Raw genomic sequence first — 22,987 nt, forward strand, 5'->3', positions numbered from 1 at the left:
GCTACTCCGTGCGCAGCCCGTCCGGGCGCATCAGGCGCAGCAGCGGCGGCAGGCTGAGCAGGGTCACCAGGACGGCCACACCTCCGCCGATGCCGATCATCGACAGGACCGCGGTCCAGTTGATCCGGATCGTGGCGCCCGCCATCTGCATCAGCACCGTGCCGAGCGCGAGCCCGACCACCGTGGCCAGGGCCAGGCCCAGACCGATCGGGAGGGCGGTCTGCCACAGCACGGAGAGGCTGAGCGTGGAGCGCTTGGTGCCGAAGGCGACCAGCGCCGACAGCAGTTGCCTGCGCTCGCGCAGCTGCTCCAGCTGGGAGACCAGCAGGCTGGCGCCGATCAGCATCAGGACGAGGGCGGAGCCCACGAAGAGGCCGGTCCGGATGGAGGCGTAGCGGTCGTTGACCTCGGTGGCCTGGATCGTCATGGGGACGGACAGCGGATCGGCTTTGAAGACGGCGTTGCGGGCCAGCTCCATCGCGTCGGGCACCTTCGGGTCCAGCTTCACGTACACCCGGGAGGACTGGTAACCGCCCATGCCCTTCGGGGCGGCGGCCGGGGTGACCAGCAGCCCGGTCAGCGTTTCGCCCATGGGGCCCTTGCGGGCCTGCACGGTGCGGGCGTCGGCGGGCACCGTCCAGGCGACCGGCTTGGCGCCCTCGCCCTCGTCCTCCTTGAAGATGTTCCCGGCGAACAGCTTCTCGCCGGGCCCCGCGGTATCGCCGGTCATGCCGCTCGGAGCGGTATCGCCGGTGATGACGAAGGCGTCACCGTCCTTGCAGGAGGGCAGCACCGCGTACTCCTTGAGGGCGGCGCAGGTGCCGGTCGTCACCGAGATCGCCGTGTCCGAGTAGCTCATGTCCGTGCTGCGCCCGGCATTGGTCGAGGACTCCGCGACGACCTGGGTGATGCCCTTGGTCCCGGCCAGGGCCTGGGCGACGGCCTCGCCGCCGCTGCGGGAGCGCTGCATGACGGAGATCGAGGCCCGGGTGGGGTCGTGGCCGGTCTCGCGGGTGTACGAGTCCGCGGTGGAGGCGAAGAGCATCTGCAGGGCGATGGCTCCGGCGACCGCGACGGCGATGCCGTTGACCAGTCGGGCGGAACTGCCGCTGGTGAGCTGGAGCCGGCGGGCGGCCAGCTGCCAGGAGACCGGGCCCGCGCCGCCGATCCGGCCGACGACCCGTTCCAGCACCCAGGGGAGCAGGACGGTGATGCCGACGAGGAGCAGGACCACGCCGCCCGAGACCTGCCACTGGTTGAACTGCCCGCTGTCGTTGCCCTTGCCGATCAGCGGGGCCAGCAGGCCGAGTCCGGCCAGCGGGAGCAGCAGCCGCCACCAGATCCGGCGCTTGCCCGGAGTCGTCGTACGGACCACGCCGAGCGGCTCGATGACCACGCCGCGCAGGGCGAACAGGGTCACGGCGACGGCGGCGGCCGGTACGGCCACGGCGATGAGCGCGGCCGGCCAGGGCGCCGGGTTGAGGTCGGAGGGGAAGACGCTGCGCTGGTAGAGGTCCATGGCCGGGGCCAGTTGGCGGGCGGCCAGGAAGAAGCCGGTGCCCAGGACCAGGCCGATCAGCGATCCGGAGGCGGCCTCGCCGGCGGCGATCCGGCGGACCATCCGGGCGTCGGCGCCGACCAGGCGCAGGGCGGCGAGCCGGCGGTCGCGGCGGTCGCCGCCGAAGCGGACGGCGGCGCCGATGAACACGGCGACCGGCATCAGCAGGGCGACGAAGGTGAGCACCACGAGGAGCGTGAGGACGGGGTCCAGGCCCTCCTTCGGCGCGGTGTTCTCGAAGGCGGTGACCCGCTGGATGTAGTTGGGCGCTTCCTTCTGGAGCTCGGCGAGCCGGTCGCTGCCCGCGTAGAAGTAGAGGTCGCCGGGGCCCACCAGGCCCGCTTCGCCGATGGTCGCGACGATCTTCCCGTCGAGGCGGTCGCGCAGCAGCTTGCCCTCTCCGGTCTTCATCAGCCTGTCGAGGGCGGGGGAGACGACCAGTTCGCCGGGGCCGGGGAACTTCTTCACGCCCGGGGGCAGCGGGGCGTCCGGTCCCTCGGGCTGTACGAGCCGTCCGTCGACCCCGTAGGAGCGGTACGTCTGGTTCACATCGGTGATCAGCAGCGTGTCGGGACCGGGCTGCTCGGCGGTGGGCGAGGTGAACGTCTGGCGGGCGGCGCCGCGCGCGTCGCGGGCGGCCATGGCGCTCGGGATCGCGCTGGTGACGAGCAGCAGGGCGACGCCGAGGCCGACGCCCAGGCCGGTGAGGAGGGTGCGGGTCCAGCCCTGGCGGCCGCCGCCGAAGGCGAAGCGGGCGCCGAGGCCGAGGTCGCGGAGCCAGACGGCGAGCGCACTCTGCTCGCCGGGGCTGCCGGGGCTGTCGGGGCTGTCGGGGCCACCGTGCTTGCTGTGGTTCCCGTGACTCATACCGCGCGCTCCATGTCGCGGGACTTGCCGTCGCGTACGACGATCTCGCGGTCGGAGTACGCGGCCACGCGGGTCTCGTGCGTGACGAGGACGACGGCGGCGTTCGTGGAACGGGCGGCCTCGGTGAGCAGCTGCATGACGAGCTCGCCGTTGAGGGAGTCGAGGGCGCCGGTGGGCTCGTCGGCGAAGATCAGCCGGGGGCCGGTGACGAGGGAGCGGGCGACGGCGACGCGCTGGCCCTGGCCGCCGGAGACCTCGCCGGGGCGCTTGTGGCCGAGGTCGTCGACCTGGAGCCGCTCCATCCATTCCAGGGCGGTCCGTTCGGCCTGCCTCCGCTTCACGCCGGTGAGGCGGAGCGGCAGGGCGACGTTCTCGACGCAGGTGAGCTCGGGGACGAGCTGGCCGAACTGGAAGACGAAGCCGAACTCGCCGCGGCGCAGGGCGCTGCGCTCGGCGTCGTTCATGGCGGAGAGCTCGCGTCCGGCGTAGGTGATGGTGCCGGAGTCGGGGGTGACGATCCCGGCGAGGCAGTGCAGCAGGGTCGATTTGCCGGACCCGGAGGGACCCATGATCGCGACGACCTCGCCGGCGTGGATGGAGAACTCGGCTCGGTCGAGGGCGCGGGTGGTGCCGTAGGTCTTGCGGAGGTCCGTGGCGCTGAGCAGGGAGCCGGACGGGGTCATCGGCGTATCTCCCGGGCGAGCTGGTCGAGGCGGGCGGCGGTGAGTTCGAGCCACCGCAGGTCCGCTTCGAGGTGGAACAGGGCGTGATCGCAGACCAGCTGGTCGGCGAGGTCCCCCTTGCGCTTGCGCTGGGTGAGGATGCGCATCAGGCGCAGGTGTTCGGCGCGCTGGGTGTCCAGCAGCTCCTGGGCGCTGCGGCCGGTGAGGAGGGCGAGGACGACCTTGGTGTAGAGGGTCGACTGGAGGTACGGCTCGGGCTTCTCGGGCTGGGCGAGCCAGCCCTCGACGTCGGTGATCCCGGCGTCGGTGATCGCGTACCGCTTGCGCTCGGGACCGCCGCCGCTCTCCACCCCGTCGACCTCGACCAGGCCGTTCTTCAGCAGCCGGGACATGGTCGAGTAGACCTGGCCGTAGGCCAGGGGCTTGTCGTGCCCGAATCTCTCGTCGAAGGTCCGCTTGAGGTCGTAACCGTGCCGGGGGCCGGCCTCCAGGAGGCCGAGGAGTGCATGACTGATGGACATGCCGACGACTATACACGCGGTGTATACGCTCGATGTATACATCGAGTGCAGAGGTGATCTCCGGGAGTTTGGTGGCCATGTCGGTGGGGGTGCGCGGGGAGTGGTGGACGCCCGGAGCGTGGCTCGGAACGGGGGCCCATGACTCCGGCCGCCCCGTGGGGCGGCCGGGAACTTCAGGAATCCGGAGCGGCGCGGGGGCGGCCCCGGGGCGGGATCGGGCCCGCCCCGCCGGGGAGGCGGCCGGCTTCGGCCAGGGCGCGGCGGAGCAGGAACTCGATCTGCGCGTTGGCGCTGCGCAGTTCCTCGCCCGCCCACCGCGCGAGCGCGTCGTGCACCTGCGGGTCGAGCCGCAGCAGCACCTGCTTGCGGGCCTGCCGCCCGGCGGCCTTGGGGGCCGCCGCGGGCCCCTCGGCCGTACCGGACTCACCCGCCCCGGACTCACCCGCCCCGGACCCGGCCGCCCCGAACCCGGCCGGGCCGGTGGAGGCCCGGTCGGCGGGGGAGTCCGCGTCGTCGTCGGGGATCACTGGTAGAGGGTGCCCGTGTTGATGACCGGCTGGGCCGCGCGGTCGCCGCACAGGACCACCATCAGGTTGGACACCATCGCCGCCTTCCGTTCCGGGTCGAGGTCCACGATGTCCTGCTCCGCGAGGCGGTTCAGGGCGAGCTCGACCATACCGACCGCGCCCTCGACGATCTGCTTGCGCGCCGCGACGATCGCTCCCGCCTGCTGCCGCTGGAGCATCGCGGAGGCGATCTCCGGGGCGTACGCGAGGTGGGTGAAGCGGGACTCGATGATGTGGACGCCGGCCGCCTCGACGCGGGTGGACAGTTCAGCGGCGAGCTTCTCGGTGATCTCCTCGGCGTTGCCGCGCAGCGACAGGCCGCCGTCCTCGTGGGCGTCGTAGGGGTACTCGATCGCGATGTGCCGGACGGCCGCTTCGGTCTGGGTCTCGACGAACTCGGTGAAGTCGTCGACCTCGAAGACGGCCCGGGCGGTGTCCTCGACCCGCCAGACCACCACGGCCGCCAGCTCGATCGGGTTGCCGTAGGCGTCGTTGACCTTCATGACGGCCGTCTCGTGGTTGCGGACCCGGGTGGACAGGGGCCGGCGGGAGGTCAGCGGGTTGACCCAGCGCAGTCCGTCGGTGCGGACGGTGCCGCGGTAGCGGCCGAACAGCTGGACCACGCGGGCCTCGCCCGGCGCGACCGTGTTCAGCCCGCCCATGGCGATGAGGGAGATGAGGGCGAGGACGATGCCCGCCGCGATCAGGCCCACCTTGGCGCCGTCGGTCCCGGACGCCGAGCCGAGCGCGATCAGGCCCGCCCCGGCCGCCACTCCCGCCAGGCCGAGCAGCAGCGCGAGCCCGCCGCCCACGCTCCGCGCGGGGAACTCCCGTACGCCGGTCTCGGTACCGCCCGTGGTGTTCGTCATCATCTGCCCCGTTTCCTTCAGTTGCGGCCGGTCGAGCCGCTTAGCAAAGTGATATCACTTTTTCGGGATGGGCGGGAGTCGGGTGACGGGGGTAGCGGGCGGTCCGGCAACCTTCAGGGGTCCGGCTGCGTCGGTTCCGGTGAGGTGGGTGCTCATTGTCACGTCCGAATTGCCTGAAATGCCCATCGGGTGGCCGGTTTTTGTCACAGCCTGCGGTGTTAGCTTTCTGAGCTGACGTCGGGGGGTTATCGAGCGGAGCGGGAGCGATGGGCCGAGCAGAAGCGCGAAGGGCGCAGCAGCAGCGCGGTGCACGACGAGCGCCGCGCGGGCGCGGCAAGGGCAGGGGCGGGAAGCCGACCGGCATACGCCGCTTCTTCACCTGGAAGAAGGTGCTCGGCACCTTCTTCGGCACGGTGCTGCTCGGCATGGCGGCCCTGATCGGCCTCTACTTCTACGTGGAACTGCCGAACCCGAACGCCAACGCGCTGACGCAGAACAACGTCTACAAGCTCTCCGACGGCACGGTCATGGCCCGCGTCGGCGCGATGAACCGTCAGATCGTCTCGATCGACAAGGTCCCGGAGGACGTGCAGACGGCCTTCATCGCGATCGAGAACAAGTCCTTCTACAGCGACAAGGGCGTCGACCTCAAGGGCATCGGCCGCGGCGTGTTCAACACCGTCACCGGCAAGGGCAAGGCCGGCGGTTCGACGATCACCCAGCAGTACGTCAAGAACTTCTACCTGACGCAGGACCAGACGGCGACCCGCAAGCTGAAGGAGCTGATCATCTCCCTCAAGGTCGACCAGGAGATGGAGAAGCCGCAGATCCTCGCGGGCTACCTGAACACCAACTTCTACGGCCGCAACGCGTACGGCATCCAGGCCGCGGCCCAGGCCTACTACGGGGTCGACGCCAACAAGCTGACCCTGGAGCAGGGCGCGTACCTCGCCGCCGTCCTCCAGGCCCCCAGCCAGTACGACTGGGCGACCGCCGGCCCGAACGGCAAGAAGCTGGTCATGATCCGCTTCAACGGCGTCCTCGACAACATGGTCGAGATGGGCAAGCTGGACCCGGCCAAGCGCCAGGGGCTGAAGTTCCAGGAGCCGATCAAGCCCAAGGCGGCCGCCGGCTCGGAGGGGCAGAAGGGCTACCTGATCCAGGCCGCCGACGAGGAGCTCAAGCGGCAGACCGGCATGACCGACGCCCAGCTCAAGGCCGGCGGCTGGGAGATCACCCTCTCCATCGACCCGAAGAAGCAGGCGGCGCTGGAGAAGGCCGTCCAGGACGAGCTGGAATCCAAGCTCGACCGCAAGGGCCGCCCCGTCGACGCCGCCGTGCAGGCGGGTGCCACCTCCGTGGACCCGAAGACCGGCATGATCGTCGCGATGTACGGCGGCACCGGGCTGAGCGAGCAGTGGGCCAGCAACGCCCTGCGCAAGGACTTCCAGCCGGGCTCGACCTTCAAGCCGGTCGTGCTCGCCGCCGCCCTGGAGCGCAAGTCGGAAACGCAGGAGGGGAAGCCGATCACGCCCAACACCCTCTACGACGGCACCAGCAAGCGCCCCGTGGTCGGCAGCGACACCCCGTTCAACCCGCAGAACCAGGACGACCGCGACTACGGCGACCCGATGATGACGGTGCAGTCCGCCACCAACTCCTCGGTGAACTCCGTGTACGCCCAGATGATCGTGGACGTCGGGCCGAAGAACGCGAAGACGACCGCCCTGGAACTGGGCATGAAGGACCGCGACGGCTGGCCCGAGGACAGGCCGGCCATGTCGCTCGGCACCATGAGCGCCGACACCGCGGAGATGGCCGGCGTCTACGCCACCTTCGACAACCACGGCAAGAAGGTCACGCCGAGCATCATCAAGTCCGCCAAGCACGCGTCCCGCGAGTTCAAGCCGGTCGACGCCGTCGGCGACCAGGCCATCAGCCGCAGGACGGCCGACACCGTCACCAAGGTGCTCACCGGCGTCGTCGAGGACGGCTCCGGCAAGGCCGTGAAGAGCTCGGCCTACGAGGCCGCGGGCAAGACCGGCACCACCGAGAAGAACGTGGCCGCCTGGTTCACCGGCTTCACCCCGGAACTGGTCACCGTCGTCGCGATGTTCGGAGACGAGCCCGGCACCCACACCCAGACCAGCCTGACCGGTACGGCCGGCGGCGGACGCGCGGGCGGCTCCAGCTTCCCGGCCGCGATCTGGAAGGAGTACACCCTCGCCGCGCTCAAGGGCGGCAACACGGGCTCCTTCGACCTGGAGGAGGCCGACATGGGCAAGGTCCAGACGCCGAGCACCAGCAGCTCCCCGTCGAGCTCGCCGAGCCAGTCCGCGAGCAGCACCCCGTCGCCGAGCGGCACCCCGTCCTCGAGCAAGTCGCCGAGCGGCACCCCGTCGTCGAGCAAGTCGCCGAGCGGCACCCCGTCGTCGAGCAAGTCGCCGAGCGGCACCCCGTCGCCGTCGAAGTCGAGCTCGTCGAAGCCCACGTCGCCGCCGAACCGGGATCCCGAACAGTAGGCGGCACCACAGGACCCGGCGCCCGTACCGGATCCGTACACACCACTGCCCCGCGGCTTCGTGCCGGCGGGGCAGTGGTGTGTACGGGGCCGGGTGGCGGCCCGGTCAGCGGCGGTCCGGGGCTCCCGGTGTGGCCGATGCGCCTGTTGCACCCGGCGTGCCCGGTGCGGGCGGCAGCGCGAGCTCGAACCAGACGACCTTGCCGCTGCTCAGCCGGGTGGCACCCCAGCGGCGGGCCATCCGGTTGACCAGGAACAGGCCGCGGCCGCCCTCGTCGTCGTCGCGGGCCCGGCGCTGGCGCGGCAGCTGCGGGGAGTCGTCGCCGACCTCGCAGCGCAGTACGTCCGTCCGCAGGAGCCGTAGGGTCACGGGCCGCTCGGCGTACCGCACGGCATTCGTCACGACCTCGCTGACCAGCAGCTCCAGGGAGTCCTCCAGCTCCTCCAGCCCCCAGCGCGCCAGCGCGCGGCGGGCGAACCGGCGGGCCCGGCCCGGAGCGGTCTCCTCCGGGTCCAGGAACCAGTACGCCACGTCGCTGGGCGCGATCCCGTCGAAGCGGGCCGCGAGCAGCGCGATGTCGTCGTCCCGGTCACCGGGACCGAGCATGTCCAGGATGTCGTCGCACAGGGCCTCCAGCGGCGGCGGGTGGTCCAGGCCCGTCAGCTGCGCGGTGGTGGCCAGGCGTTCGCGGAGCTGCTCGATGCCGGTCCAGACGTCCCGCAGCCGGGACTCGACGAGACCGTCGGTGTACAGCACGAGGGTGGCCCCGGCCGGGGCGTCCAGCTCCACGGCCTCGAAGTCCACGCCGCCGACGCCGATGGGGGCGCCGGGGGGTACGCGCAGCACCTCGGCGCGGCCGCCCAGGTGCAGCAGGACCGGCGGCGGGTGGCCGGCGTTGGCGATGGTGATCCGGTGCGAGACCGGGTCGTAGACGGCGTAGAGGCAGGTGGCCATCCGGTCGGAGCCCAGGCGCTGCGCCTGCTCGTCCAGGTGGTGCAGGACCTCGGCGGGCGGCAGGTCGAGCTGCGCCAGCGTCTGGGCCGTCGTACGGAGCTGTCCCATGATCGCGGCGGAGGTCATGGAGTGGCCCATGACGTCGCCGACGACGAGAGCTACCCGGCTGCCGGGCAGGGGTATGGCGTCGTACCAGTCGCCGCCGACCCGGGCCGTCTCGGCGGCGGGCAGGTAGCGGCTGGCGAGGCGGACCCCGGTGGGCTGGGGAAGGCTGTCGGGCAGCATCGTGCGCTGGAGCTCGTCGGCGATGTAGGCCTCGCGGCCGTAGAGCACGGCCTTGTCGATGCCCAGCGCGGTGTGGGTGGCCAGCTGCGCGGCGACCAGCAGGTCGTTCGTCTCGAAGGCCGGCCGCTCCGGGGTGCGCAGGAAGACCGCCGCGCCGATGACGCGGCGGCGGCCCCGCAGCGGGGCGAGGATGGCCCGCTGGCCGCGCGGGACCGGGTGGTCGGCGCCCAGCAGCTCCGGCAGGGCGGCGCGGGCGGCGGCGGAGGACCCGAAGACGGGCCGTACGCCGCGCAGCACCTCGGCCAGCGCCCCGCCGGGGCGGATCTCGCAGAGCTCGGCAGCGGGCAGGTCACCCTGCGGGCCGACCAGGGCGAGCTGGCTGAAGTCGAGCTCGCCGTCGGGGGTCATCGCGCCGGCGATGCCGGCTGCGGCTCCCGTTCCCGTTCCCGCTCCTGTGAACTCGTCGATCGGCCGGAGCCGGTCGGTTCGGCGGAGCCTTAAAACGACCGGTCCGACGGGCCGCTCGTCGCCGACGGGGAGGGGATCGCGCAGGTAGACGAGGATGGCGTCGGAGAAGGTGGGCACGGTGGCCCGGCACAGGCCGAGCACGATCTCGTCGAGGTCGATCCCGCGCGCGATCCGCCGGGTGGCGGCTCCGACGAACCGCAGCCGGTCGCCTTCCCGCCGCGCGATGGTCGCGTCGACCCCGATGCCGCTGACCGGTCCGGACGCGGAGCCGGACCCGCCGGCGTTCTGTCCGAACGCGGTGCCGGGCCGGCCCGTCCCGCGGGCGGCTTCGCCGTCGCGGGTGCGCGCGCTGCCGGCCTCGGCGGCCGCGGCCGCGTCACGGCCGGCCCCGTCACGGCCGGCCCGGACCCGGGCCGCGCCCTGGCCGGGTGCGGCATCGCCGTCGCCGGGCTCCGCGGCCCCGTCGGAGGCGGACGGCGCCTCCGCCGTGGCGCGGGGACGGGGCAGGTCCGCCGCCTGGGGCTGCGCATGCGTGCGCACGGCCTCGGCCGCCGGGAGCGGGGCCTTGCCGTGGCCCAGTTCCTCCGTGTCGTGGCCGGGCTCGTCCGTCCGACCGCCGGAGGCAACCGGCTTGGGGCCCTCCTGAGAGGTGGGGTACTCCGTCACGCGTGGCATTCCGTCCGTTTGCGCTCGATGTGCGCTGCACTCAACTCGGTCAGTCGCGGTATACCCGCTCAGCGGCGGTGACACCATCACCCCGCGTTTCCGCGTCCCGCTCGTTACCTCTCGCTATCGCGTCGGCCTAGGTCAAATGCTGTTCTGATGGCGGCATTTGACCGCCGACACCCCGGCGGAGGACGATCCTACGATTGCCCCCCGGGGGCGCATCAAGGGTCTCATGAGGTCATATGCGCCGGAGTGCGGTCCCAGTCCTCCGGCAGGGCCGGTACGCCCCAGGCCGGGTCCGGTCGCCAATCCTGCCAGCCTTCGGAGAACGGCGGACCCCAGGCCCGGATCACATCCAGCGCCGCACGGCCGGCCGCGCGCACGCGCCCGGCCTGCTCCGGGTCCATCAGACCGGACCGCTGGGCCTGTGCGAACTCGTCCTCGTCCAGCCACTTCCAGCTGCGGTCCGGGTAGACGGCGATGTCGAGGAAGTGGTCCACGGAGTCCACCCCGCCGGCCCACCGCGACCGGGGCTCCTCCAGATTCACGTACCAGTTCTTGAGCCGCCAGCCCGGCCCCCAGAACAGCCACACCGACCACGGCTCCCCGGGCCGTGCCAGCTTCAGCACGCCCCCGCCGAACCAGCGCGACCGTACGGTGGTCCGCGGCGCGGTGTACCGGGTGGCGAGCGGCTCCTGGTGGACCGGGGTCCCGTCGGCGAGCACCGGCTTGACGCACTCGGTCCCGGGGGCCATCCACACCGCGAGCAGCTCGTCGGTGTCGGCCACCACGGTCACGGGCCGGCAGATGTGGACGGAGCCCTTCGCGTCGGGCGCGTGATCGCGGTAGCGCCAGAGGATCTGCTCCCCGGGCGCCCAGCGGACGCCCTGCGCGCCGCCCCGCTCCGCACTCCGTGCCGAGCCCCGTGCCGAGCCCTGTGCCGCGCCCCGTGCCGAGCTCCGCGCGCTGCCGCCCCCGCGGCCTCCGGTACCTGTCATGGGCAGATCTTAGGGCTGGGGTCTGGAGGATCGCCGCGCTGCAGGTCACCGAGGTGCCCGGGGGCGGGAAACGACCGGATCCGGACCCCGGGACGGAGCCGCCGGGCCCGGGTCAGGGGCGGGTCATCCGCAGCACGTCCAGTGCTTCGTCGAGCTGCTCCAGGGTGAGGTCGCCGCGGTCCACGTAGCCCGACTCCAGGACGACCTCCCGGATCGTCTTGCGCTCCGCGAGGGACTTCTTGGCGACCTTGGCGGCCTCCTCGTAGCCGATGTACCGGTTCAGCGGGGTCACCACGGAGGGCGAGGACTCGGCGTACTCCCTGGCCCGGGCCGTATTGGCGGTGATTCCGTCCACGGTGCGGTCGGCCAGCAGGCGGCTCACGGAGCCCAGCAGCCGGATGGACTCCAGGAGGTTGCGGGCCATCACGGGGAGCATCACGTTGAGCTCGAAGTTGCCCGCGGCGCCCGCCACGGCCACCGCCGTGTCGTTCCCCATCACCTGGGCGGCGACCATCAGCGCGGCCTCCGGGATCACCGGATTGACCTTCCCGGGCATGATCGAGGACCCCGGCTGGAGATCCGGGAGATTGATTTCGGCCAATCCGGTGCGCGGGCCCGAAGCCATCCAGCGCAGGTCGTTGCAGATCTTGGTGAGCGAGACGGCGACCGTGCGGAGCATTCCGGAGGTCTCCACGAGCGCGTCCCGGGCCCCCTGGGCCTCGAAGTGGTCCCGCGCCTCGGTCAGCGGCAGCCCCGTCGCCGCGGCCACCTCGGTGATCACGGCGGCGGAGAACCCCGGCGGGGTGTTGATCCCGGTGCCCACGGCGGTCCCGCCCAGCGGCAGCTCGGCCAGCCGCGGCAGCGCCGCGCGCAGCCGCTCGACCCCGTAGCGGAGCTGGACCGCGTACCCGCCGAACTCCTGGCCCAGGGTGACCGGGGTGGCGTCCATCAGGTGCGTCCGCCCGGCCTTGACCACCTGGGAGAACTCGGCGGCCTTGCGCTCCATCGCGCCGGCCAGGTGCTCCAGGGCGGGGATGAGCTCGCCGGTGACGGCGGCAGTGGCGGCGATGTGGATGGAGGACGGGAAGACGTCGTTGGAGCTCTGCGAGGCGTTGACGTGGTCGTTGGGGTGGACGGCGCGGCCGAGCCGCTCCGTGGCCAGGGTGGCGATCACCTCGTTGGCGTTCATGTTGGACGAGGTGCCGGAACCCGTCTGAAACACGTCGACGGGGAAGTGCTCGTCCCAGCGGCCCCCGGCGACCTCGTCGGCCGCCGAGACGATCGCGGCGGCGATGTCCTCGTCGACCACGCCGAGCCGGGCGTTGACGCTGGCGGCCGCGGCCTTGATCCGGGCCAGCGCCTCGATGTGGGCGCGCTCCAGACGCTGCCCGGAGACGGGGAAGTTCTCCACGGCGCGCTGGGTCTGAGCTCGCCATTTGGCGTGCGCGGGGACGCGTACGTCCCCCATGGAGTCGTGCTCGATGCGGAAGCCCTCGGGGCCCTCGCCGGCCGCTTGATTACCAGTCATCTGTGGTGCCTCCTCAAAAAGTTGAGCAATTGTCTTGTTCGGACTGTTCCCAACTCGCCTACCGGCCAGTAAATACCGGGGGTAACACCGAGATCCGGGAGGCGTTCATGGCACGTGTCCGTACACAATCAAGGATCAGACTCAGATCTACCTTCGCCGCCGTCGCGGCGGTCGCGGCCGCCCTGGGGGGCGTCACCGCCATCACTCCCACGGCCCAAGCGGCCACCACCACCGGGGCCGCCGCGGCCACACCCCTCACGCCCGAACTGGAGGCCATCCGGGCCGCCGAGGCCGTCAAGATCTACGGCGACTCCGCGATCCGCCCGCTCGCGGACCGCAAGACCGGTCTGGTCTCGCTCGGCGACAGCGAGATCTCGGGTGAGGGCGTCGGCACCTACGACCCCGCGACCAACACCCCGTCCAACCAGTGCCACCGCTCGCCCGACACGGCGATCCACCGCACCGGCATCGCGGCCGACTACACCTTCAACGTGGCCTGCTCCGGCGGCTACACGGGCAACATCAAGATCGGCGGCTCCAAGCAGTACGCCGACGAGCTGGTGCAGAGCGACAGCCTGGCCATCAAGGCCCGCAACACCAAGATCAAGATGGTGCTGCTGGTCGCCGGGGCCAACGACGACCTGCAGTTCGGCCCGGTCATGACCGACTGCGTCACCCGCTGGGTGCTCAGCCAGGGCACCTGCGAGCCGAAGTACGCTCCGGGCTGGCAGGCGCGCGTCGACGGGCTGAAGCCCAAGGTGCAGTCGACGATCGGCGACCTCAAGTCTGTCATGCGCGACGCCGGTTACGCCGACACCGACTACAAGCTGGTCGTGATGGGCTACCCGAGCCCCATCGGCCCCGACTTCTACGACAACCCCGACTTCCCCGGCAAGCTCCCCGGAGGCTGCGCCGGCTACGACTCCGACGCCGCCTGGGGCCGCAACTACGCGGTGCCCACCTTCGAGAAGGGCATGCGCGCGGCCGCCGTCGCCGCGGGCGCGACCTACCTCGACAACTCGCGGCTCTTCCAGGGCCACGAGGTCTGCATGGAGGACAGCTGGGCCCGCGGCCTCTACCTCGACCTCGGGGACCACTTCCCGTGGGACGAGAACACCGCCCGGCAGTCCTTCCACCCCAACTACCGCGGCCACGGCGCCTTCGCGTCCTGTCTGACCCAGCTCTACGCCTCCGGCCTGCGCGAGGCCTCCTGCGCCGACCCGGCGAGCACCGGCACCCCCGTCCTGCAGGCCGGGGCCTGGGACGACCTGTACAAGCCGCTGAAGAACGAGGCGACCGGCAACTGCCTCGACTCCAACGGCGGCGCCAGCGCCAACAACACCAAGATCCTCGGCTGGGACTGCCACGGCGGCCGCAACCAGGGCTGGTGGTACGACTCCGCGAAGAAGTCCCTCCACATCGAGCTCACCCACGACCGCTGCCTGGACGCCCCCGGCGCCAACTACGGCAACGGCACCGCGCTGATCATCTGGAACTGCCACGGCGGCGCCAACCAGCAGTTCGTCCGCGACGGAGCCACCTTCCGGCCCACCGCCGCCCCGGGCACGTGCCTGACGGTGGCCGCGGCTCACGAGCCGCTCCGCCTCCAGCCCTGCAACGGCTCGGCCAACCAGCGCTTCGCGTAACCGCCTCCGCTCCTACCCCCGCCCCACACGCACCACCACACGCACCGCCCCCACACGCACCCCCCACACCCGGCCGGCGCATCCCGGCCGGGTGTTTCCATGCCCGGGCCCGGACGGGCTTTGGCCGGGGTTTGGGGAAGTTCTGGCCGGGCTCGGCAGCATGGAGAACGTCCAACTCCCACTCAACCTCCCGAAAGAGGTGCATTGAGATGAAGAAGATCCAGATTCGCAAGGCCGGCCCGGTCCGCCTGACGTCCTCCGCCTGCCACGTCTACCCGAACCCCGCCTAACCACATCCGGGCGAGTTCGAGTACGGGCGCTCCCAGTCACTCTGGGGGCGCCCTCCCCGGCCGGGCCCGGCCGACGAGAGACGGAGCACCGCCATGGCGGAGCCGGCCCACCTCAGCTCTGACGACCTCCCGCTGGTCCTCCATCCACTGGTCTACCTGGAGGACGGCGGCGAGGTCACCATCGGACGCCGCGACACCGAGTCCTACGCGATCTTCCCGCCCGACGGAGCCGCACTCGTACGCCGGCTGCAGGAGGGGGCCACCCCCGCGCAGGCCGCCGACTGGTACGAGGACACGTACGGGGAGCGCGCCGACGTCGGGGACGTGGTCGAGGCCCTGCGCGAGCTCGGCTTCGTGCGCGCCGAGGGCGAGGCGGAGACGGCGGCGGAGCCCGTGCGCTGGCAGCGGCTCGGACGGGCGGTCTTCTCCCCGGCGGCCTGGACCGCGTACGCGCTGATCGCGGCCTGGGCGGTGATCAGTGTGGTGCGCCGGCCCGAACTCCTGCCGACCCCGGGCGACCTGGTCTTCAGCCACTACTACGCGGTGATCACTGTCGTCCTGTTCGTGGTCGCCGTCCCGCTCATCGCCATCCACGAGATCTTCCACGCGCTGGCCGGGCGCCGCCTCGGCATCCGCTCGCGCACGAGGATGTCGTACCGCTTCTACTTCCTCGTCGTCGAGACCTCGCTGGACGGCCTCGCCGGCGTGGAGCGCCGCAAACGCTATCTGCCGATCCTCGCCGGGATGGTCGCCGACCTCGTCCTGATCAGCCTGGCCGTCATCGCGGCCGGATTCACGCACGGGCTGGCCTCGCGCGTCTGCCTGGCCGTGGCCTTCACCACCTTCATCCGGCTGATGTGGCAGTTCTTCCTCTACCTGCGCACCGACATCTACGTCCTGATCACCACCGTGCTCGGCTGCGTGGACCTGCACACCACCTCCGTGCGCATGCTCGCCAACCGGGTCAACCGGCTGCTCGGGCGCACCGGCCGGCTCACCGACGAGTCCCTGTGGCACCCCGTGGACCGGCGGGCCGCCCGCTGGTACTCCTGGCTGCTCCCCATCGGCTACGTCGTCAGCCTGAGCACCTTCCTCTGGGGCGTCGGCCCCGTCTTCCTGGACATGATCTCCGCCTCGTTCGACCGCTTCGGCGCCGGACACGGCTCGTCCTGGATCCAGCTGCTCGACGCGGCCGTCTTCCTCGTCCTGACCTTCGGCCAGATCGGCTACGCCCTCTGGCTCGCCGCCCGGGAGCGCCTGCGCAGCCGACGGGCCCGGCTCCACCACGTCATCGCCTGACGGGACCACCCCCGGCGGGCCCTAAGCGGCCTCGGGGAAGTGGGGCACGTCCCCGCGCCGCCCGGCACGGCACCTCGCCGCGTTGTCGCAGCACCCGAGTACGTCCAGTACAAGGGCACTGCTCCGCCTTGCGATGCACCGCGCCGGACGACGCGGGAACGCACCCCACTTCCCCGAGACCGCTTAGTGAAAGGCAGGCCCATGAGCGGGCACCACTGGATCTGCGCGCCGCACCACCGCGAGCGCGAAACGCTGCGGGCCGGACTCGACCTGCCCCCGCTGCTCGCGTCCCTGGACGCGCACCGGCGCCTGCGCGGCCCGTACACCGCCGCCGGTACGCTGCTGCGGCTCGTGGCCCCCGGGGCGCTGGAGCGGCGGCCCGAACTGGCCGGCCGACACTACATCGAGCTCCAGGAGAGCACGCCCGAGCTGGCCCCGCTCGTGCCGCAGATCACGCACCACATGGAAGAGCAGTCTCCGGCGGGAGAGGTGAGCCGCTACCCGGCCCGGCTGCACTCCCTGCGTGTCGCGCACGGAATCGTGGACTTCCTCCTCGCCGCCCTGGCCGACGACGGGGCCGGCGGCCCGCGCACCCTGGTCGTGGAGAACGTCGAGCACGCCGACGTCACCGACCAGGAGTTCCTGGCCGCCGCCCTGCGCCGGATCCCGCCCGAACTGCTGACCCTGGTCCTGTGCTCGGGGACGGCGGAGCTGCTGGACCCGCCCGGGTTCCCCTCCCTCTCGCTGCCCGAGGCGCTGGCCGCGCACACCGAGCAGACGCGGGGCGACGGTTCCGCGCTTCCCCACGCTCCCGCGGGCCCCGAGGCGGCCCGGCGGTACGTGGACGGGGACTGCCTGGACGACTCCCCGGCCCTGATCGCGGCCTACGAGGAGCTGTCCGGGGCCGAACGCGCCGCGCTGCACGACCGGCGGGCCGCCGAGCTCGCCGACCGGGCCGAGGAGGGCGAAGCCTCGCTGCGCCTGGGCGCGCTGCCGTACCACCTGATGCGCGGATCCGACGCCGCCGGAGCCGGCGTCGAGGCCCTGCGCGCCGCCCTGCTGCGCTGCAAGTACCTGGGCTTCTACCACATGGCGGCCGAACTGGGCGACGAGGGACGGCGGTTCGTCGACCCGGCCGAACGCCCCGAGGTGTGGTGGGTCTTCATCCGGGAGTCCGGCGTCTGCCTCGCGGCGGCCGGCCGACCCGATGAGTCCGCCGTCCTCCAGGAGGAGGCGCGCTCGGCCACCCTGAACCCCGCGCACCACATGAAGCTCGCCTACGAGATCGGCATGCTGTACGCGCGCCACTACCCCGAGGAGCGGCGCGACCCCCGCCGGGCCCGGGCCTGGGTCAACACCGCCATCGCCCTCTCGGACCTGCTGCCCGACCCCAAGGAGCGCGCCTTCTACTCGGTCTTCAACCGAAACGGCCTGGCCCTCGTGGAGGTCCGCGACGGCCGCCCGGACGAGGCGCTGAGGCTGCTCGACGAGGGGATCGAGCGCCTCGGCCGGGAACTGGACCTGGGCGAGCGCACCTGGCACCGGGTCGGCTTGCGCTACAACCGGTCCCAGGTCAACAGCATGAGCGGGCGGCTGGAAGCGGCCCTGGAGGACTACGCCGAGATCTTGGACGCGGACGACGACTTCGCGGACCACTACTTCAACCGGGGCAACATCCTGCGCAAACTGGGCCGCGCCGAGGAGGCCATCGCCGACTACGAGCGGGCCCTGGCCCTCGAGGCCCCCTTCCCAGAGGCGTACTACAACCGGGGCGACGCCCGGCTGGAACTGGGCGACACCGAGGGTGCGCTGGCCGATTTCGACCGCACCCTGGAACTGGATCCCGGCCACCAGGAGGCGCTCCTGGCCCGAGCCGGGCTGTTCGCCGACCTCGGGGAGGCGCAGGCGGCCCTGGCGGACGTGGACGCCGGGCTCGCCCGGACTCCCGGCCACGCCCACCTGCTGTGCCTGCGGGGCCGCCTGCTGGCGGAGGCGGGCCGGACCAAGGAGGCGGCCGAGGCCCTCGAAGCGGCGCTGGCCGGCGATCCGGGACTGGCCGAGGCCTGGGCGGTCAAGGGCGAACTGGCTTACTCGGAAGGCGATCTGCCGACCGCCGCCGCCGACTTCGACCGGGCGGTGGAACTGGGCGACCGGCCCGAGTTCCGCTTCAACCGGGCCGTGGTCCACGAGGCGGCCGGCCGGTTCGCGCGGGCGGCGGCGGACTTCGACGCGGTGTACGCGGCCACCGGCGATCCCGACGCGAGCGAGCACCGGGACTCCTGCCTGAGCGCCGCCGGGCGCAGCGCGGTCTGAGGCGGGGCGCGGCGGATGAGCGTGTGGCAGCGCGAGGAGCTCGCCTCCGGGGTCCCGGTCGCCCCGGTCGCCCCGGCCGGGGTATCCGCCGAGACCTTCGCCGAGGCGATGGCCCGCCTGGTGTCCGGGGTTGCGGTGATCTGCGCGCGGCGCGGCGACGGGAGCCCCTGCGGACTGCTGGTGTCCTCCTTCAGCTCCTACAGCGTGGCCCCGCCGTCCGTCATGGTGGCGCTCGCACGGGGTTCCCGTACGTACGAGGCCATGGGCGCACGGGTGGGCACCCCTTTCGGGGCGCACCTGCTGGGCTCGGCGGACGAGGCCCTCGCGAAGGTGTTCGCGGGACGCTCGCAGGACAAGTTCGCGGAGCTGGCGTGGGACTGGGACGACGGGACGCCCCGGCTCGCGGGCGTCCCGGTGTACCTCAAGTGCCGGGTGGCCGCGGTGTTCCCGCACGGGGACCACGTAGTGCTGGTGGGCGAGGTGGCGGGCTGCTCCGTGGCCACCGACGCCGATCCGCTGGTCTACTACCGGCGCCGTTTGGACTGGCACGTGGGGCCGGGTTCCGGTCCGGGTCCAGGTCCGGGGGCGGCGGGGACCACGGGGAGTGCGCGCGGCCCGGGCGCCGCGCGCGGCCGGGGCGGTTCAGAGCCCGGCCGGCTGGAGGAGCCGGGGGCGGCGACATCGGCCGTGCACGGGAGCGGACGGGTGTAACCCGCCCAGCAGGGCCCGCTGTACGGCCTGCAGCCCGGGCCCCGGCTCGATGCCGGTGCCCTCGACGACGACGCGCCGGGCGCGGGCGAAGGCGTCCAGCGCCTCGGCCCGCCGCCCGGTGCCGGCCAGGGCCAGCATCAGCTGCTCGTGGAACCCCTCCCGCAGCGGGTGGCGCGCGCACAGTTCGGCGAGCTCGGCGACGACCTCCTGGGCCCGGCCGGCGCAGATGTCGGAGCCGATCCGGTCGTGGAGCAGCGCGAGCCGCTCCTCCTCCAGCCGGACCGAGTAGTACGCGGGCAGCCGCGCCGGGCCCAGGTCGGCCAGCGGCCGGCCCCGCCACATCGCGAGCGCCGCCGATAAGGACTCGCTCGCCGCGCCGCAGTCCCCGGAGGCCAGCAGCCGCCGGCCGAGCGCGGCCAGCGTGCGGCAGAGGTCCAGGTCCAGCTCACCCGGTTCCACGGACAGCACGTAGCCGGAGCCGGTCGTGCGGAGCACCGGGTGGCGGCGCGGGTCCCCGCCCGCGCGACCGTGCGCCGGGTCCAGGGTCCGGCGCACCCCGGACACGTACATCTGCAGGGTCGCCGCGGCGGATCTGGGCGGGTGCCCGTCCCACAGCTCGTCGATCAGCATGTCGGCCGAGGCCAGTCGGTTGGCGTGGAGCAGCAGGACCGCGAGGAGGGCGCGGCGCTTGAGCGGGGTCGGGGTGCACGGCACCCCGGACCGGCGCACCTCCAGCGGCCCGAGGACGAGGTAGCACGGCCCGCCGCCCTCGCCGGTGCCCTCGGACGGTCCCTCGGTCGTACGTCTCGCCTGGTACCGCGCTCCTGTGCTCATACCCCGGTCCTCGCCCCCACCACGGCGCTGGTGAGCGCCTGTCCAGTCGTCGGCCGGGCGTGCTCACGGACGGGTCCCCCCGCTCGGCACTCCCCGGCATACGTTCGACGTTCGCCGACGGGCTGTCACGAGTGCGAACCAGCCAATGAGGCGGGAGCGGTGGCCACTACCGGGATTCGAGCTGCTCACGCACCGCGCGGGGCCGGTTGGTGATGATCGTGTCCACGCCCAGGGCGAGGCACAGTTCCACGTCCTCGGGCTCGTCCACGGTCCACACCCGCACGGACAGCCCCTTCGCCTTCAGCCGCCCCACCAGACCCGGGTCCCGTCGTACGAGTTCGATCCCCGGGCCCGCGTGAGTGGCGTACGGGGGCCGCACCGGCCGGACCTTGCGCTCGATCAGGTACACGGCGGGCAGGCCGGGGGCGAGCCGGTGCATCCGGGTCAGCGCGCTGCGGGAGAAGCTCATCACCTCGACGCGCCCGCTACGGCCGTCCGCGAGCCCATGCTCCCTCAAGACCCGTACGAGCTCGGCCTCCAGCCGCCCGCCCGCGCGCGTCGGGTGCTTGGTCTCGACGGCCAGCCCGACGGGGTACGGCGCGGCCAGCGCCTCCCGCAGCAGATCCTCGAAGAGCAGCACACCGGCCCCGGAGTGTGCGGCCCCCTTCCACCCGCCGAAGTCGAGGGCGCGCAGCTCCTCGTACGTCATCTCGGAGACGACCCCGCGCCCGTCGGAGACCCGCTCGACGGTCCGGTCGTGCACACAGACGAGCCGCCGGTCGGCGGTGAGCCGCACATCGCACTCGAGCGCGTCGGCCCCCTCGGCGACGGCCTGCCGGTAGGCGGCCATGGTGTGCTCGGGGTACTCGTGCGAGGCCCCCCGGTGGGCGACCACCCGGACGGCGCGGGCGGTGGGGAGGGCGGAGGTCGCTGTCATACGGAAATCCTCGCAAACCGGGGTGAACGCGCTGGTGCGGGGTCGTGTCCCCGACGTTAACCGGATGCGAGTGCCCTTCCGGGCAGGGCAGGGTGTCGCGCTCCCCGATGAGCCTCGACGGCGGGTGCGAGGGGCTGGCGCCCAGGCCTCACGGCGTCGGGGAGTGGATACCCTGACCGGGCCACCCCTTGGAGGACACCGTGACCCCACAGCCTGACCACGGCGCGGCGCTGATCCCGCGCCCTGAGCGCACCCCCGAGGCCGTGCGGGTCGCCCTTGCCCGCATCGCCCCGCACCGCTTGGCGGAGCTGGAGCAGCACAAGGAGAACGCACTGGCCGCCGCCATCCGCAGCGGGAAGATCGGGCACCTCACCCACTGGCTCGACTGGTGGATGCGCGAGGTGGAGATCGAACGGCGTCCGGATCTCTTCACCCGTCGCAACGACGCCCTGGCCGCCATTCACCGCACCACCGGCAAGGATGATCCGAGGTTCCGCCCCGCCATGGACGAACTGTCCGCCGTTGAGTCCGAGGCCGCTCAGGCGAAGCGCTCTACCTCGACGGCACTGTCTACCGGGAGTTGGGGCCGAAGGGCGCCGTCATGGACCTTGACGACGGCATGTTCGTCTACTTGATCGTCCCCAGGAGCCAGTGCGTGTACGTCCGTCAGGTGACCTACCTGTAAGCCGGGGCGGGGCATCCGCCCGCCCCGGCACGGTGAAGCGCTACGCCAGGCCCGGGCCGCGGACCGGGATGTGGGTGAAGGTCGGCTCCGGGGCCGGATCGACGAAGAAGTCGTTGCCCTTGTCGTCGACCACGATGAAGGCCGGGAAGTCCTCGACCTCGATCTTCCAGACGGCTTCCATGCCGAGCTCCTCGTACTCCAGGACCTCGACCTTCTTGATGCAGTCCTGGGCGAGGCGGGCCGCCGGGCCGCCGATGGAGCCGAGGTAGAAGCCGCCGTGGGTGCCGCAGGCGTCGGTGACCTGCTGGGAGCGGTTGCCCTTGGCCAGCATGACCTTGGAGCCGCCCGCCGCCTGGAACTGCTCGACGTAGGAGTCCATGCGGCCGGCCGTGGTCGGGCCGAAGGAGCCGGAGGCGTAGCCCTCGGGGGTCTTCGCGGGGCCCGCGTAGTAGACCGGGTGGTCCTTCAGGTACTGCGGCATCTGCGCGCCCGAGTCCAGCAGTTCCTTGATCTTGGCGTGCGCGATGTCGCGCGCCACGACCAGCGGGCCGGTGAGGGAGAGGCGAGTCTTCACCGGGTGCTTGGTGAGGGTGGCGAGGATGTCGTCCATCGGCTGGTTCAGGTCGATGGAGACCACGTCCGCGGACTCGGCGAGGTGCTCGTCGGTGGTTTCCGGGAGGAAGCGCGCCGGGTCGCGTTCCAGCTGCTCCAGGAAGACGCCCTCGGCGGTGATCTTCGCGGTGGCCTGGCGGTCCGCGGAGCAGGAGACGGCGATCGCGATCGGGAGGGACGCGCCGTGGCGGGGGAGGCGGACGACGCGGACGTCGTGGCAGAAGTACTTGCCGCCGAACTGCGCGCCGATGCCGATCTTCTGGGTGAGTTCGAAGACCTGCTGCTCCAGGGCCTCGTCGCGGAAGCCGTGGCCCAGGGGGGAGCCCTCCGTGGGGAGCTCGTCCAGGTAGTGGGCGGAGGCGTACTTCGCGGTCTTCAGCGCGTGCTCCGCCGAGGTGCCGCCGACCACGATCGCCAGGTGGTACGGCGGGCAGGCCGCCGTGCCGAGCGAGCGGATCTTCTCTTCCAGAAACTTCATCATGGAGGCCTCGTTGAGGACCGCCTTGGTCTCCTGGTAGAGGAAGGACTTGTTGGCGGAGCCGCCGCCCTTGGCCATGAAGAGGAACTTGTACGCGCCGCCGTCGGTCGCGTACAGCTCGATCTGCGCGGGCAGGTTCGAGCCGGTGTTCTTCTCCTCCCACATGGTCACCGGGGCCATCTGCGAGTAGCGCAGGTTCAGGCGGGTGTACGCGTCGTAGATGCCGCGGGACAGGGCCGCCTCGTCACCGCCCTCGGTGAGGACGTTCTGGCCGCGCTTGCCCATCACGATCGCCGTGCCCGTGTCCTGGCACATCGGCAGGACGCCGGCCGCCGCGATGTTCGCGTTCTTCAGGAGGTCGAGGGCGACGAACTTGTCGTTCGCCGAGGCCTCGGGGTCGTCGATGATGCGGCGCAGCTGCGCGAGGTGCGCGGGGCGCAGGAAGTGCTGGATGTCGTGGATCGCCTCTTCGGCGAGCTTGCGCAGCGCCTCGGGCTCGACCTTGAGGAACGTACGGCCGTCGGCCTCGAAGGTCGAGACGCCTTCGGAGGTCACCAGGCGGTACGGGGTGGAGTCCTCGCCCAGGGGCAGCAGGTCGGTGTACGCAAACTCTGGCATGACGGCAGTCATTCCCTCACTCGGCAGACGGCGCTGACGACCGTTTGGCAGCGCGGTATCCAGCGTAGGACCTCTTCCG

At 72.1% G+C, this 22,987-nt stretch carries 17 protein-coding genes; 6 read left to right on the forward strand and 11 right to left on the reverse strand.

The window, feature by feature from the left end:
• Position 1: 1 nt before the first annotated feature.
• From AC3IYI_RS25865 to AC3IYI_RS25885, 5 genes are all read right to left on the reverse strand, one after another.
• The gene (locus tag AC3IYI_RS25865; protein WP_489405981.1) at positions 2-2,425 is read right to left on the reverse strand and encodes an ABC transporter permease; all 2,424 of its coding nucleotides are present in this window, start codon (positions 2,423-2,425) and stop codon (positions 2-4) included.
• On the reverse strand, positions 2,422-3,108 hold the full coding sequence (locus tag AC3IYI_RS25870; RefSeq protein ID WP_489405982.1) for an ABC transporter ATP-binding protein: 687 nt from the start codon (positions 3,106-3,108) through the stop codon (positions 2,422-2,424). The genes AC3IYI_RS25865 and AC3IYI_RS25870 overlap by 4 nt, the downstream gene beginning before the upstream one ends.
• Positions 3,105-3,629, reverse strand: coding sequence for a PadR family transcriptional regulator (locus AC3IYI_RS25875; RefSeq protein WP_489405983.1), 525 nt, complete (start codon positions 3,627-3,629; stop codon positions 3,105-3,107). The genes AC3IYI_RS25870 and AC3IYI_RS25875 overlap by 4 nt, the downstream gene beginning before the upstream one ends.
• A gap of 173 nt (positions 3,630-3,802) precedes the next feature.
• Positions 3,803-3,988: a type II toxin-antitoxin system antitoxin gene (locus AC3IYI_RS25880; protein WP_489411667.1), complete on the reverse strand. Its 186-nt coding sequence runs from the start codon at positions 3,986-3,988 to the stop codon at positions 3,803-3,805.
• Between the two features lie 164 nt (positions 3,989-4,152).
• Complete coding sequence (locus AC3IYI_RS25885; protein ID WP_489405984.1) at positions 4,153-5,067, reverse strand: SPFH domain-containing protein; 915 nt, start codon at positions 5,065-5,067, stop codon at positions 4,153-4,155.
• Between the two features lie 263 nt (positions 5,068-5,330).
• Between AC3IYI_RS25885 and AC3IYI_RS25890 the strand changes: the two genes are divergently transcribed.
• Positions 5,331-7,586, forward strand: a complete 2,256-nt coding sequence (locus AC3IYI_RS25890) for a transglycosylase domain-containing protein (protein ID WP_489405985.1) — start codon at positions 5,331-5,333, stop codon at positions 7,584-7,586.
• Between the two features lie 105 nt (positions 7,587-7,691).
• Here the strand turns inward: AC3IYI_RS25890 and AC3IYI_RS25895 are convergent, their stop codons facing one another.
• The 3 genes from AC3IYI_RS25895 to AC3IYI_RS25905 all read right to left on the reverse strand — a co-directional run bounded on the left by AC3IYI_RS25895 (position 7,692) and on the right by AC3IYI_RS25905 (position 12,485).
• The gene (locus AC3IYI_RS25895; RefSeq protein ID WP_489405986.1) at positions 7,692-9,959 is read right to left on the reverse strand and encodes a SpoIIE family protein phosphatase; all 2,268 of its coding nucleotides are present in this window, start codon (positions 9,957-9,959) and stop codon (positions 7,692-7,694) included.
• Between the two features lie 230 nt (positions 9,960-10,189).
• The gene (gene fomD, locus AC3IYI_RS25900; protein ID WP_489405987.1) at positions 10,190-10,957 is read right to left on the reverse strand and encodes a cytidylyl-2-hydroxypropylphosphonate hydrolase; all 768 of its coding nucleotides are present in this window, start codon (positions 10,955-10,957) and stop codon (positions 10,190-10,192) included.
• Positions 10,958-11,069: 112 nt separating this feature from the next.
• Complete coding sequence (locus AC3IYI_RS25905; protein ID WP_489405988.1) at positions 11,070-12,485, reverse strand: class II fumarate hydratase; 1,416 nt, start codon at positions 12,483-12,485, stop codon at positions 11,070-11,072.
• Between the two features lie 107 nt (positions 12,486-12,592).
• On the opposite strand from AC3IYI_RS25905, the gene AC3IYI_RS25910 reads away from it, so the two are divergent.
• From AC3IYI_RS25910 to AC3IYI_RS25925, 4 genes are all read left to right on the forward strand, one after another.
• Positions 12,593-14,131 (forward strand): ricin-type beta-trefoil lectin domain protein, encoded by a 1,539-nt coding sequence (locus AC3IYI_RS25910; RefSeq protein WP_489405989.1) that lies wholly within the window; start codon positions 12,593-12,595, stop codon positions 14,129-14,131.
• 383 nt (positions 14,132-14,514) lie between these two features.
• Positions 14,515-15,720 (forward strand): hypothetical protein, encoded by a 1,206-nt coding sequence (locus AC3IYI_RS25915; protein WP_489405990.1) that lies wholly within the window; start codon positions 14,515-14,517, stop codon positions 15,718-15,720.
• Between the two features lie 201 nt (positions 15,721-15,921).
• The gene (locus AC3IYI_RS25920; RefSeq protein ID WP_489405991.1) at positions 15,922-18,033 is read left to right on the forward strand and encodes a tetratricopeptide repeat protein; all 2,112 of its coding nucleotides are present in this window, start codon (positions 15,922-15,924) and stop codon (positions 18,031-18,033) included.
• Positions 18,034-18,048: 15 nt separating this feature from the next.
• On the forward strand, positions 18,049-18,744 hold the full coding sequence (locus AC3IYI_RS25925; protein ID WP_489405992.1) for a flavin reductase family protein: 696 nt from the start codon (positions 18,049-18,051) through the stop codon (positions 18,742-18,744).
• Here the strand turns inward: AC3IYI_RS25925 and AC3IYI_RS25930 are convergent.
• Complete coding sequence (locus AC3IYI_RS25930; RefSeq protein WP_489405993.1) at positions 18,676-19,578, reverse strand: AfsR/SARP family transcriptional regulator; 903 nt, start codon at positions 19,576-19,578, stop codon at positions 18,676-18,678. The two genes, AC3IYI_RS25925 and AC3IYI_RS25930, sit on opposite strands and share 69 nt — an antisense overlap.
• A 166-nt stretch (positions 19,579-19,744) precedes the next feature.
• Complete coding sequence (locus tag AC3IYI_RS25935; RefSeq protein ID WP_489405994.1) at positions 19,745-20,515, reverse strand: glycerophosphodiester phosphodiesterase; 771 nt, start codon at positions 20,513-20,515, stop codon at positions 19,745-19,747.
• A 200-nt stretch (positions 20,516-20,715) separates the two neighbouring features.
• Here AC3IYI_RS25935 and AC3IYI_RS25940 point away from each other — a divergent pair, with 200 nt between their 5' ends.
• Entirely contained in the window at positions 20,716-21,150 is a 435-nt protein-coding gene (locus AC3IYI_RS25940) for a hypothetical protein (protein WP_489405995.1), read from the forward strand.
• Between the two features lie 90 nt (positions 21,151-21,240).
• Here AC3IYI_RS25940 and AC3IYI_RS25945 read toward each other — a convergent pair whose 3' ends face one another.
• Positions 21,241-22,908 carry a fumarate hydratase gene (locus AC3IYI_RS25945; RefSeq protein ID WP_489405996.1) on the reverse strand — a complete coding sequence of 556 codons (1,668 nt, stop codon included), beginning with the start codon at positions 22,906-22,908 and terminating at the stop codon, positions 21,241-21,243.
• Positions 22,909-22,987 lie beyond the last annotated feature (79 nt).

Source organism: Streptomyces sp. GL_148 (assembly GCF_057834205.1).

Bases quoted from the DNA above. Each gene is read 5' to 3' on its own strand.
- AC3IYI_RS25865 (WP_489405981.1), bottom strand. From the start codon at position 2,425: ATGAGTCACGGGAACCACAGCAAGCACGGTGGCCCCGACAGCCCCGAC.
- AC3IYI_RS25870 (WP_489405982.1), bottom strand. From the start codon at position 3,108: ATGACCCCGTCCGGCTCCCTGCTCAGCGCCACGGACCTCCGCAAGACC.
- AC3IYI_RS25875 (WP_489405983.1), bottom strand. From the start codon at position 3,629: ATGTCCATCAGTCATGCACTCCTCGGCCTCCTGGAGGCCGGCCCCCGG.
- AC3IYI_RS25885 (WP_489405984.1), bottom strand. From the start codon at position 5,067: ATGATGACGAACACCACGGGCGGTACCGAGACCGGCGTACGGGAGTTC.
- AC3IYI_RS25890 (WP_489405985.1), top strand. From the start codon at position 5,331: ATGGGCCGAGCAGAAGCGCGAAGGGCGCAGCAGCAGCGCGGTGCACGA.
- fomD (WP_489405987.1), bottom strand. From the start codon at position 10,957: ATGACAGGTACCGGAGGCCGCGGGGGCGGCAGCGCGCGGAGCTCGGCA.
- AC3IYI_RS25905 (WP_489405988.1), bottom strand. From the start codon at position 12,485: ATGACTGGTAATCAAGCGGCCGGCGAGGGCCCCGAGGGCTTCCGCATC.
- AC3IYI_RS25910 (WP_489405989.1), top strand. From the start codon at position 12,593: ATGGCACGTGTCCGTACACAATCAAGGATCAGACTCAGATCTACCTTC.
- AC3IYI_RS25915 (WP_489405990.1), top strand. From the start codon at position 14,515: ATGGCGGAGCCGGCCCACCTCAGCTCTGACGACCTCCCGCTGGTCCTC.
- AC3IYI_RS25920 (WP_489405991.1), top strand. From the start codon at position 15,922: ATGAGCGGGCACCACTGGATCTGCGCGCCGCACCACCGCGAGCGCGAA.
- AC3IYI_RS25925 (WP_489405992.1), top strand. From the start codon at position 18,049: ATGAGCGTGTGGCAGCGCGAGGAGCTCGCCTCCGGGGTCCCGGTCGCC.
- AC3IYI_RS25930 (WP_489405993.1), bottom strand. From the start codon at position 19,578: ATGAGCACAGGAGCGCGGTACCAGGCGAGACGTACGACCGAGGGACCG.
- AC3IYI_RS25935 (WP_489405994.1), bottom strand. From the start codon at position 20,515: ATGACAGCGACCTCCGCCCTCCCCACCGCCCGCGCCGTCCGGGTGGTC.
- AC3IYI_RS25945 (WP_489405996.1), bottom strand. From the start codon at position 22,908: ATGCCAGAGTTTGCGTACACCGACCTGCTGCCCCTGGGCGAGGACTCC.